The organism is Acidianus manzaensis, from assembly GCF_002116695.1.
Taxonomy (GTDB): Archaea; Thermoproteota; Thermoprotei_A; order Sulfolobales; family Sulfolobaceae; genus Acidianus; species Acidianus manzaensis.
The window spans coordinates 78,591-91,290 of the sequence record NZ_CP020477.1 but is presented as its reverse complement, the minus strand read 5'-3'; the positions used below and the strand labels follow the sequence as shown (position 1 = coordinate 91,290).

Annotated in this window: 9 protein-coding genes; 5 read left to right on the top strand and 4 right to left on the bottom strand. The window is 31.3% G+C overall.

Annotated features, from left to right (window positions below; all coding sequences use genetic code 11):
* The first annotated feature begins 451 nt into the window (after positions 1 to 451).
* Positions 452 to 820: a GntR family transcriptional regulator gene (locus B6F84_RS00230; protein ID WP_148690354.1), complete on the top strand. Its 369-nt coding sequence runs from the start codon at positions 452 to 454 to the stop codon at positions 818 to 820.
* Complete coding sequence (locus tag B6F84_RS00225; protein WP_148690353.1) at positions 817 to 1,878, top strand: DUF5808 domain-containing protein; 1,062 nt, start codon at positions 817 to 819, stop codon at positions 1,876 to 1,878. Before B6F84_RS00230 ends, B6F84_RS00225 begins: the two co-directional genes overlap by 4 nt.
* Positions 1,879 to 2,180: 302 nt before the next feature.
* Here the strand turns inward: B6F84_RS00225 and B6F84_RS00220 are convergent, their stop codons facing one another.
* Complete coding sequence (locus B6F84_RS00220) at positions 2,181 to 3,500, bottom strand: ATP-dependent nuclease (RefSeq protein ID WP_187152717.1); 1,320 nt, start codon at positions 3,498 to 3,500, stop codon at positions 2,181 to 2,183.
* Positions 3,501 to 3,726: 226 nt separating this feature from the next.
* On the opposite strand from B6F84_RS00220, the gene B6F84_RS00215 reads away from it, so the two are divergent.
* Positions 3,727 to 3,951, top strand: coding sequence for a type II toxin-antitoxin system CcdA family antitoxin (locus tag B6F84_RS00215; protein ID WP_148690351.1), 225 nt, complete (start codon positions 3,727 to 3,729; stop codon positions 3,949 to 3,951).
* Positions 3,941 to 4,348 carry a type II toxin-antitoxin system VapC family toxin gene (locus B6F84_RS00210; protein WP_148690350.1) on the top strand — a complete coding sequence of 136 codons (408 nt, stop codon included), beginning with the start codon at positions 3,941 to 3,943 and terminating at the stop codon, positions 4,346 to 4,348. Before B6F84_RS00215 ends, B6F84_RS00210 begins: the two co-directional genes overlap by 11 nt.
* 338 nt (positions 4,349 to 4,686) lie before the next feature.
* On the opposite strand, the gene cpsA is transcribed toward B6F84_RS00210, so the two are convergent.
* The 3 genes from cpsA to B6F84_RS00195 all read right to left on the bottom strand — a co-directional run bounded on the left by cpsA (position 4,687) and on the right by B6F84_RS00195 (position 10,993).
* Positions 4,687 to 5,865: a carboxypeptidase CpsA gene (cpsA, locus tag B6F84_RS00205; protein WP_148692778.1), complete on the bottom strand. Its 1,179-nt coding sequence runs from the start codon at positions 5,863 to 5,865 to the stop codon at positions 4,687 to 4,689.
* A gap of 626 nt (positions 5,866 to 6,491) precedes the next feature.
* The gene (locus B6F84_RS00200; RefSeq protein WP_148690349.1) at positions 6,492 to 8,084 is read right to left on the bottom strand and encodes an ankyrin repeat domain-containing protein; all 1,593 of its coding nucleotides are present in this window, start codon (positions 8,082 to 8,084) and stop codon (positions 6,492 to 6,494) included.
* Positions 8,085 to 8,260: 176 nt separating this feature from the next.
* The gene (locus B6F84_RS00195) at positions 8,261 to 10,993 is read right to left on the bottom strand and encodes a DEAD/DEAH box helicase (RefSeq protein WP_148690348.1); all 2,733 of its coding nucleotides are present in this window, start codon (positions 10,991 to 10,993) and stop codon (positions 8,261 to 8,263) included.
* Between the two features lie 347 nt (positions 10,994 to 11,340).
* On the opposite strand from B6F84_RS00195, the gene B6F84_RS00190 reads away from it, so the two are divergent.
* Complete coding sequence (locus B6F84_RS00190) at positions 11,341 to 12,690, top strand: hypothetical protein (protein ID WP_148690347.1); 1,350 nt, start codon at positions 11,341 to 11,343, stop codon at positions 12,688 to 12,690.
* Positions 12,691 to 12,700 lie beyond the last annotated feature (10 nt).

The window sequence follows — 12,700 nt, the reverse complement described above, 5'->3', positions numbered from 1 at the left end:
AGATTCTCTAGTAGAACCATAGCATACCATTGAATACTTTACGTTAGTTCTACGAATAACTTGATAGAGAGAATTGCCTCAATTTTCAGATACCCTATAAACTAATATAACTGATTTTCCTATATTTGGTTGCAAATTACAATAACAAAAAATTATGAGAGTATAGATAATTTTTTCTTACTTTTCATTTTTATTATCACTACCATTTTATTTCTACATTTTCTCCTGTTTTTAGTATATTATAATTGAAACCACTACAATTAGCAATGAAGACGTAATAGCTCAGTCTAAAAATACCTCCCTCTTTTCTAGATTTAGATTATATTCAGGAATTATATTACTTCAATAAAATATGTTCTACAGATTTATGATAACTTCATAATTATTTATCCTTTTTCTCCTTATTCCTATGTTAGAAAGCTTTAAAAGAGCATAATGTTATACTTGTATTATGACAAATATAACAATAGTTGTTAACCTAGAAGACAAAACTCCAATCTACGAACAAATAGAAGATCAAATAATCGAATTGATAGCAAAAGGAATACTAAAACCTGGCGATCCAATACCATCTATCAGAGAACTAGCATCAATGTTAGGCATTAACATGCTTACAGTAAATAAAGCGTATAATAACCTAGTTAACGAAGGTTATTTAACAATAGCTAAGAAGAGATATATTGTAAAATCAAGTATTCAAGATGAAAAATGGAAAGAAATTATAAAAAAAGGAATATACAGAGCGCTAGCAAGCAACGTAAACTTAGAAGAAATAATGAACTTCATATCGAAAACTACAATTGAAGTGAAGAACTCATGATATCCATTATAATTGTACCTATTGCTGTAGTCCTTCTAGCATTCATCATGGAATTCTTTTTACCTGACTTACAGGCTCCAGACATACTTTTAGGAGCAAGAGTAAAAACAGAATTTAAAAAAGAAAAAGAAGGAAAAACTATTGTACTAAAATATAGACTAACCTTAATCCTTGCAGCAATCCTAAGCTTACTATTAACACTCATTAATTCCCTGTTCATAGACATATTCACACCATTAATTTTCGCATTCCTATCATCAATGAATGTAGTATATTGGAGAAGAGTCGTTATAAAAGAAAGAGGAGAAGAATTACCAGAACCAACAAAAAGATACGCTATAATATCAACACCACAAGGAAAAATGATCTATATGCCACTCATTTTAGCTTGGATCGTCTTAATTTCTACAATAATTATAGGTATAGTATACTATAGCAGTGCTCCTGCAGAAATCCCTTATCATGTATTATCTTCTGGAAAAATCGAATACGTACCTAAGACAATCATTAAATTCTTCCTAATAGACCTTATAGCACTAATACCATTCTCACTAATTACAATCTTTACATTAATTTCTGCTAAGACACCAAATATAATAAATCCAGCATATCCAGAACAAAGTTACATAGCTTATTCAAAGTTTAAAGAAAGCGTAGTAATATTATCAGGAGTAATATTGTTTATTATTGGAACTTTAATGACATCCATTTCCTTCTTCATTTGGGGATTCCTAAAAATTACTTACATACCAGAACTCCTAGTATCAATGGTCTCAACAATCTTTCTACTAACCACCATTTTCTACTTTAAAGTAGGAGTAGAAGGAGGATCGTACTTACGCAATATTGTAGTAAATAATGAAGTTTTCAATGACGACAAATACTGGAAAGGAGGAATTATCTACTACAATCCAGCTGATCCAAGAATAATGGTTCCAAGAAGAAACGGATTTGGATACACTATAAACTTGGGAAACAGGACAGGATTATTAATACTTATCAGCTTAATAGCAATAATTCCAACAGTAGTAGTATTAATTATTCTATTAGCCAGATAATTTAGATTTTTCTTAAGGTTCTTAAGAATAGTTAATGAAAAATCTCCTTAGTTAAAAGATAACCTAAATTCTCTCAAGTTACGCACTTTAGATCAGTGTATAGTAAAAAGAGGATGTTTACTCATGTAAATTGGTTAAACGTTACACTAAACTTCTATAGTAATCAACCTAAAATTCAATAGTGTGCATCATTTGAATACTTTACGCTAGTTCTAAGGATTGTTCTGTTCTAGAGAACGGCCTCAATTTTCAGATGCTTCACAAACTAAAAATTCAATCTAAATTCTCAGACTATACACAATTTATTGAACACCATTTTTTACTTCCAGATTATGTAAATATATAATATCTCCTGATTTTCCTAATTCTTTAGATATATTACTAAAATATTGGATAACTTCTGAACTTTGAGTTGTTATTATAGTTCTTACTTCATGTTCTAAAAGATACTTTATGAAGTTTTTCAATAAATTAGGCTGAATCATAAATCCTTCAATCCCATCAATTAACAACAACTCAGGTTTATTGATAAGATAAGTCATTAGAAATATTATAAAACTCTTGTATCCTTGTCCTAAATCTGAAATTCTCACATCCCTTCTATCCTTAAATATTATCCTCAATTCTTTATTAGGATCGAAGTACACATAAAACACATCATCAATTTGCGAAGACACTTCCTCACTTATCCTTCCTAATTCTCCACTAGATAAAATCTCATCCACCCTTCCTTTTATTCTTTCAATTTCATCGTCAATTAAATTACAATAAATCAGATAAGATGAAATAGTATCCCCAATCTTATCAGAACTATCCAATACAGAATATTTCTTATTTATTAAAAATTCAATTATAGAATTCTCCTTAAGCAATTCTTTAGTCCTCCTATATTTCATAACTTTCTGTTTTTCCTCATCATTAGACAATGCAATAGATTCCAAAATAGTAGTTTTGCCAGAATTATTATCTCCAGAAATTAGCATAATCTTAAAAGGCGGAATTTTCAGAAAAAAGTCATCAAATTTCCTAAAATTCTTTATTCTAATTCCATTATTTATCTTTTCAAACCTTTCAGGAAAAGAAAGAAGATAATTAACATCAACAACTTTAGAATCATAAAGACGAATAAACAATCCCTTCCCATATTTATATATCCACGAAGAATAACCTACCACATCTCCTTTCTCTCCATACGCCATAGTAATAGGGAGAAACTGAGAATTCTTCGCTATAGGCCTCAAAGACTCTCCCTGTTTATAATCCAAAAGCTTTCCTAATAAAGAATTATCAGTCCTAACAGAATTTACCAAGGTAATAGGTAAAGGCTGAGCATTAGCCTCCATCCTTCTTCCTTCTTTTTCTATATACTGGAAAGGCGTATCTCCAATCCAGATTACCTTTCCACCTTTTTGCATAAATTGAAAAATTAGATTAGAAGTCAAAGGGACATTTTCAGTTTTAAAAATTACATCTGGAATAACATCAACTCCAAAAATCAAATACTTATCCTTCTCTCTTTCCTTTAACCATGAGGAAATATTAGATGAATTCAGCTTAAAATTAACCTTATCACAAATATTAATTAAGCTATAAGTAGAACTACAATAAACACCAATTTCCATACTACGAGTAAACATTATATCTATATATACTTTTCCTTAGTTTTTCAAAAAAATTATAAAAATGTGAGCAGAAACACACTAAACCCAATGAGAAGTCTACCAAGAGAAAGATATAACTATGAAGATCCTTCAAACTATTTCTCCTAAGGCAAAGGAAGAACTCCTAGAACTGAATTTCTTTTTCGTATACGTAATCCTTATATACAGTAATAACGTATATAGAATTATGTCTGACGTTATCTCTGTTAGAGTCAGAAAGCAACTAAAAGAGAAAGCCGAAAAATTAGGAATAGATATAAGGCAAGTAGTAGAAAAAGCCCTAGAAGAAGAAATCAAGAAAAAAGAAGAAGAAGAAATAAAAAAATCAGCAGAAATAATAGCAGAAAACATGAAAGAAGTTAAAATAGAAGAATGGACACATCTAGTGAGAGAAACCAGAAATGAAAGATAAATATCTCTTTGATACTTCAGCACTATATCCACTAATTATAGAACTATTAAGAGGAAAAATAAATCTCAACTTCCTTTCAAACGCTTATATTCTTGACTTGACAATTTACGAAATCGGTAACGTCTTATGGAAAGAAAGTAAAATCAAAAATAAAATAAAAGATCCAGTAGAAACAATGCAAAACTTTCTTAAAATAATAGAAAAATTCAATTTAATAACCGAAATCGATTACACCAAAGTATTAAAATTAGCAATTGAAAGAAACTTAACATTCTACGACAGCGCATACGTTTACATAGCAGAAGAAAACAACCTAACTCTAGTAACTTACGATAAAGAATTATTAGGAAAAACAAAAAACGCAAAAACACTAGACGAAATTATAAGTAAGTCTTAAATCCATTACTAAAAATTTTTAGAATTTAAACGCACTTAAACTAGAAGATTTTAAAATTTAGAAGTTGTTATTTAAACAATATACATTTTGTAAGACCAATTTGAAATCCTTATGAAGAGAAAACATAACATCTATCACTTCAAAATTTGAAAGTAACAAGTAAAACTCCTTCCTAATAATGAAGTATGTTTGTGAGAGTCTGAAAATTTAGCTTTCTCTAAATCAGACAATCGTCCATTATTCAAATACTACACTCACTATGAAAAATTTCATTTCTTAAATAGGAAAAAGAAGAAGAGAAAAAAAGATATTATTATCTATACACACTCTTTTTCCTATTATTTATTAGAAAATTCTATAGCTATAGCAGCATGCGCTAACGCTCCTAACTTAAGAACACTCTCATCAACACAAAATCTAGAACTATGATTTGGATAAACACACCCTTTTTCCTCATTTCTAGTCCCAAGAAAGAAATACGTACCTGGAGCTTTCTGCAAAAATCTAGAAAAATCTTCAGCGCCAAGTATAGGCTTAGTCTCCTCAACCTTTGATATTGAAGAAAGTATCTTAATAACCTCCTCCGTAACTTCAGGATTATTTACCGTGGTAGGATAAACATCATCCATAAAATTCACTTCACAACTTGCATTGTATATACTACAGATAGACGATACTATCCTTCTCATTGAATCAATTGCCTTCTTCCTCACATTTTCGTTCAAACTTCTAATGGTACCTTCCATTACTGCATCGTCAGGAATAATATTATCCTTTGTTCCAGAATGAATAGAAGTTATTGAAATTATAAAAGGTTCTACAGGATCTATTTGTCTAGCAGTTATTCCATATATTGCATTAGCAATCTGCAGAGAAATAAAGATGGGATCTATAGTTTCATGCGGTGCCGATCCATGCCCTCCTTTTCCATGTACTATAATCTTAAAAGAATCAGGCGTAGCCATCAGTGGTCCTTTCCTAGTAGCAAAAACTCCAGCAGGATACGATGATGAAATATGCAATCCAAAAACATAATCAACTCCCTTCATTACTCCAGCATCAATCATTGGCTTAGCTCCACCCAATCCTCCATCTTCCTCTGCAGGCTGAAACAAAAACCTAATCTCACCAGAAACCAACTCCTTATTTTTCACCAGAAGCGCTGCAGCACCCAAAAGCATAGCAACATGAGTATCATGACCACAAGCATGCATTACACCTTTTACCTTAGATTTGAATGGAACATCAACCTGTTCTTCAACAGGTAACGCATCCATATCTGCCCTTAACGCTACAGTTTTACCAGGCTTCGATCCCTTTAATTTTCCTACAACCGCTGTAGGTAAACCAACTCCCTCCTCCACTGATATTCCCAGCTTTTTAAGAGTATCAGAAACTATTTTTGCAGTATTGAATTCCTTATAAGAAAGCTCAGGATTTTCGTGAATCTTCCTCCTTAAATCTATTATCCAAGGTTCAATCTCATTTGCATCTCTTTTTAATTTTTCTAAATCAATCATATAATAAAATGGGAAAGAAAGCTAATAAACATAACTAAAGCTAATTGATTTTTCTAGGAGAGTTCAAGCTTTATCGCTTTTAGTTAATACATCCGTAACAGTCGAAATATCTAAGTCCAGAAAATCGAATCTATTTTTCTCATTTTGTAAATTTGGGACTAATGAAGAAAGAGTTAAGAAAACAAACTCACTAGTCTCTCTTTTCGTAATTATAAGAACAAGATAAAGTGAAATCAGATAAAAATTTTAGTTTCTTTTGTTATCTTCCGAACTGCAAAAAAGTTTAGCTATAATATGAACTTAGTTTCTTTTGTGATTAAAGAATCACAAGGTGATTTTCCGTGAACTCTCGGATTATACTATCGATGTAAAGTATTTAGGTTATACACACTAAATTATAATGATAAATATTCTATGTGATATTTTTAGGTAAGTTTCTTATACTACATTTTAAAATGGTTTATTAATAACTATAAAAACAATTTATCAATATTTCGTGGGTTATCTAAAGATCTTCTCTTAATCAGACTATCGTGGAATTAAGCATTCAAATGATACACATTAATAGTTTGTAGAGTATCCTTTAGGGGCGTGGATAGAGTCAGATCCAAACACAAAATAAATTAATTGTGTAAACCAATTCTACTTCTCAATAACTCAATACTCTTCAACACTTCCTCCTGCGTACCATAATTACTCTTAACTTTCAATTCTAAAACTTGAATAACATCTTTACAGTCCACTCTCTTATTTAACTCCTTCAACCAGAACAAAGCCCTCTCATAATCTCCCAGCCTAGCGTAAGCGTAAGCCAATTCAACATAAGCATAAGAAGAATTAGTCTTTGAAACAGTAACATTTGCAGTATTTATTAAATTATTAGACAAAATCTTGATTAACTCGTCGTCAGAGTATCTATCCTCCTTCCTAGGAGAAAAACACTTCTTAAAGAGAGGGTCGAACTCAGCTAGAGAAGAATCAAAGACTGAAGGTAGAACAAAATTCTCAGAAGTCTTCTTACTTGTAATAGTGATTAAATCGCCGGAAAATGCTGGTTTACCAGTTAATATCTCGTAAAATACTTCACAAACTTGATAAATGTCACTCTTCTCGTCCACTTGCAAACCGCTTAATTCTTCTGGAGAAGCGTACTGAAGAGTCATGGACAACTCTGTAGAAGTGGTTCTTTCTGTAAGCTTAGCAATGCCCCAGTCAGAGATTTTTGCTCTTCCATTTTCATCTAACAGAATGTTTGAAGGTTTAACATCTCTGTGTACTATCCCCTTAGAATGAGCGTACTTTAAACCTTGAAGAGTGTCTAGAATAATTCTGGTTGCAGTAATTTTATCAAACTTCTTTCCTTCTAATGTTCCTCCCTTCATCAGTTCCATGACTACGTAAGGCGTTGGAGTTATGTCGTAGTCAAGCAATTTTACTATGTTAGGATGGTTTAAGTTTAACCATACTGCTACTTCTTTTACGAAATCCTTTGACGTACTCTTATACAATTTTACTGCAACTTCTTTTCCATTCTTATCTTTACCTTTGTAAACTGTAGCAAAGCCTCCCTCCCCTATCTTTTCAACTAGAAAGTATTTGCCTAAAGATTCATTTTTTATATTTTCCGATTTCAATTTTAAGTTATCAAAAGAATGATTAGTCTGAGTCTTCCTGGTTATAATTTCTGCAATTTCAGGACTTCTCCAATTAGCTAACTGAACTGCAGTTTCTCCTTTGTTATTCCTTATATTGGGATCTGCTCCGTGGTCTAGTAAAATTTTAACGATTTCAGCTTTTCTATCGTAAACGGCCACGTGCAATGGGGTAGATCCATGTTTTTCTTGAATGTTCGGGTCAGCTCCGTGCTCTAGTAAAATCTTAACTATTTCAGAATAGCCTTTGCTAGAAGCAATATGCAAAGGAGTCCATCCATCTCTATTCTTTATATTAGGGTCAGCACCATGATAAAGGAGAGTATTAACTATTTCGATCCTTCCATCATAAACAGCTATGTGTAATGGGGTTGATCCATGTTTTTCTTGAACGTTTGGGTTAGCACCATGTTCTAAAAGAAGGTTTACTATTTCATAATATCCAAATCTCGAAGCGTAATGCAAAGGAGTGTATCCATTCTTATCCCTAACGTTCAAATCTTCACTATTTAGGAGCTTCTCAACTTCTTTTAAATCTCCTTTACGTACTGCATCAATTAACATAATAATATGAAAAAAGAAAAACAATTAAATCTAACTAAGGGAAATTTGAGTATACAATTAATCCGGTTTCGTCAATCTGTAAGTCTATTGGTGTATATAGCATTTCAAAACTAGCGATTATTCTGGGAATAGCTCTAATAAAGAGAAAAACTTATTTCAGATCCTCAAACTAAAAGCTAGATTGAATTATCATTTATTGACTTATCTTGCATTTTTTCTATATAATTGTACAGTGCTGCTATCATTCTTGCCCTCAATTTGAACAATTGTTCATAGTCCTCATTTGTTACTTCTTTATTTTCATTTAATTTATTGTTTATTTCTATTTCTTTTTCCAAAATTTTAGTTGTCCCTAATAGATTTTCTTCTACTTTAGACAGTGTAATGGGAGAGTCAAATATTTTTTTGACCAACTCGTCAACGTCTACTGAAAATTCCTTTAAAGCTCCAAATTCGCTTTTATTTATTCCATACAGTATAAATTTCTGGTAATTTTTAAGGGCTAAATTAAATAGTTCGTTTTTTACCTCATCTAATTTTAACAGCATTTTTTCACTCTCTTTTGTTGCCACATAATATTTTCCAAATTGATAATCTATTATTGCAGTATTTTCTGGTAAACTTGACGGAACTAGTTTCTCCTTTATTAATACTGCATCGCAAATATAGTAAACGTATCTCTTAGCTAAATTTTTAATTGATTCAAAATTCTTCTGAATATTTATTAAATCCTTTGGATTAATCATATCCAGAATTAATTTTAGTTGAAAATCAATTGTAGCATTTTCGACATCATTCATTAATTCTGTGCACGTTAATTCTTTATCTCCTACCAACGTTTTTTTATCCTCTCTTAAATGTTTTAACAAAGCTATTGGTTCTGACTCCCAGATTTTGAGTAAGTTATTCGATATGTCATACTTAATTGCATTTAACTCTATGAAATAATTTTTTCTAAGTAATGCTAATATAAAATCCATGGCTAGATCTCCTTCCTTCATATCTGATGGCTGAATTTCAGAAACGTAAGCATAGGTTTTAAAATTGTACTTAGGTTTCGGTAATCTGCAGTAATCTGATAAACTAATATCAGAATACTCATAAGTTGGTATTTCTGTTCCATCTGACAATTTAACTTTACTTACTCTCTCCCTAGACTCAATTTCCCAAACTACGTCCTTCGGAAACTCAGTGACTTGAACATATCCACCCTTTTCAGGAATAATTACATTCAAACTCACCATGCTGTAAACTTTTCCATACGCTATATCCTTGAAGAAATCTCCCTTCTGTCCCCATCTTTTTACTACTTGATCGTAGCTATATATTGCTTCCTTCAAGCATTCTGGAAACTGTACTTCCTTTCCTAAAAATTTCGCGCTGTCAAATTCTACTTGCGTTTCCAAAATTTGCGTATTATCTCCTATAATTTTCCCAGATTCAAAGGTTAAAGATCGGTTTTGACGATCAATAGTACCTTTAATCTTAGTTTCCACGTAAACTCTCCAAGAGAATTTATCAGATGATTGTCTAAACTCATTGCCATCATAAATATAAGCAGTAATATTATTGTAAACATCATAAAATTTGCATTCAATATCTGGTGACTTTATGCATTCATCATATTCATCTATAATTTTATTATCAGAGTTTATAATCAAACTCTCATTCTCCATAGACTTCCAGACCTGAAAATATTTCGCCCTTACTAAATCGTCCCAACTTATAGGAATTATTATACTTTCAGTTTCCTTAATATCAATTCTTCTCCCTTTCCTACCCTCCCTCTGACGAAAATCCGAAAGATTATTAGGTAATCCTACGTGAATAATTCTAGTAATAGTTCCTACGTCAATACCTTGTTGAAGAGTTTTCACAGTAATTACAGCATTCAATTCTCCATCCCTCAATTTTCTCTCTATCTCTTCCCTATTCCTTCTACTAACCCTAGAATGATGAGAAGGTACATCAGTCTTTCCAGATAAATTCTCTGCCATATTTGTAGTAGGGACAAATACAATTGTAGAACCACTAGACTTAGCCCTTTTTATTATCTCATCACTGTAATCCCTATTCAACCTTAATATTTCCTGAGCAAGAAAACTATTTTTTAATATTTCATCTATACTGTTAAATTTAATACCCTTTCCTAAAACAATGTACGTTTTATTTTTAGGCCTGTAAGCCTTTCCTTGAATAATGTGGAACTTTCTATCCTTAAAGAAGGTCATTATGCTATTTACATTATTTAAAGTAGCACTCATAATAATTATTCTAGGATCTCTACTAGACCTTTCTAAAACCTTTTTTATCAAAAATAAAAGAACAGTAGACTTAGAACTACGATAAAAATCCAATTCATCAACGACAATCAAATCAACTCCAGACAAAAAGGAAGATAACGCATTCCTCCCCTTCAAACCCAGAAGCAACATTTCTGGATTAGTTAAAACAACCTTAGCATTACTAACATAATCCCTAACTTTCTTACTAGTATCGCCATCATATCTAACTACATCACCATAAATTTCGATCCTCTTCTCATTACCCCTAGTGTTTTCTACAACATCTACAGAATAGCCCGCCTGCTTATAATACTTAGCGATCCTATAAAGCTGATCATTAGTTAAAGCCTTAGTAGGGTAAACTACTAAAACTGTACTATCTTTTTCTAGAGCATAAGAAACCCAAACCTCAGTCTTACCACTTCCAGTCTCAGCCCTAAGTATAATATCCTCGCCTTTTAATAAATAGTTCAAAGAATCAAATTGATGAGGATATAAATTATAACCACAAAATTCTATATTTTTAGAACATATTTTCAAAATATCCTTAAACTTTTGTTGCAAATAACTATATGGAGTCCCAGCTTCGTCAACCTCTATTGTGTAAAAATCATCGAGATTCATAAAAATAAATGAGTAATGGACTTTTAAAAATATTACTCTGGTAAGACGTGATAATCAAGATGCGTACATGACACCCTGATAAAATAAGTAAACCTTTCCATTGTTCATCAGAGTTCGTGGAATATACATTAAGTGATCAAACATCACATACTAAACCTAAGTTAACATCATATAAATTAGAAAAATAGATTAACTTAGTATACTAGCTAAGGGAATCCTTGAATAATTTGTAGTAGAGCATCTGAATATTTTAAGCTGATTAAGAGGAAAGCCTCAGTTTCCATCCACTCCACAAACTTAATTTATTGAAAGATAAATTTAAAATTTTCTAATAAGGTATAATAATCATGTATAAAAAATGCGTTATAATTCCAATAAACCGTTCCGACCTAGCATATGAAAGCTCAATTTCAGCAATATTCAGATCTTACGAACTCGTAAATCCAGATGCATTCTTCATTTTATATTCAAACTTCAACAAACCAACGCTAAATAAAATAGAAGAAATTGTCTCAAACACATTAAAAATAGAGAAAGTCCAACTACACACAGAAGGAAAAGAAGAGATAGAAAAAATAAAAGATCAATGTGAAAAAATTTACCTCGTCCCAAGCTCAGGCGCAAACATAACTGCAATGATAATGGGACAATTAGAATATCCAAAAATCTCCTACATCTTCTCTTTTGGTCCATGGTACAATTACTTTTACCCTTTCGTACCAAGACTAGTAGAAGACTACAAAATATACGGTCAAGCTGAAGTCCAAGAAACCAACGCTTTAGTTAATATAAAAGAAAATCTACTGAAAAAAATAGATGAGCTAGCAAAAGGCAATCAATTTCTCAAAGAAATGTACAAACTAAGTCTAGAACTTAACTCCAAAGATTCTTTAAAGACAACATTTGACATCAGAATTACAAGTGAAGAAAACGGCCCTATGAATTTATCAGATTCTTACTTCAACTCAACAAATACACCATTAGATAAAAGAGTATCACTCAATGAGAAACTATTCGAAATATTATGCAAAGAATATTATCACGAAAAAGAATGCAGACTTAAAAACATAACAAATTCTGAGAAAATTAAAAGATTAGAATATTTACCTAATAATATACTTAAATTAATAGGCTTATATCCAATAGTCGTTCAAGAAGACGAATCTCAAAAAGAACTGAACGAAATAGTAGAAGGAGCAGACCTAGTTTTAGTCGATACAAACTTAATTTACAATGGAATACATACTTACGAAATAAAAGGACTAGCAATACCCCAGTGTGCAATATATGAAATAGAAAATAAATGGTTTCAGGAAAAAGATCATAAACAAGGAGAATTTTATGATGTTCTCTACGAAATTCTAAAAGGATTACTAAGAAAAACTAAAATAATACCAACAATAACGGAACTCTGCGACATAGCAGTACCAAAAATAGATCCAACATTACTAGATAAAGCAATAATATTAACAGGAGATAAAAAAGCTTATAAAAATTGGAAATACTTACCATTATCAAAATATACTCAAATAAAATATGCAGCTCCAGATTACTCCAGAATAAGAAACGAACAACACTACAGAGCCTACTTCGAACTAAGCCTAGCAATAATTTTGAAAAGACTCCTAAAAGAAGATAAGATAGAAGTATGTTATGCAGGGAAAACCGATAAATGCGTTGAAGTTGAAAACGATTAGATTCTTACAA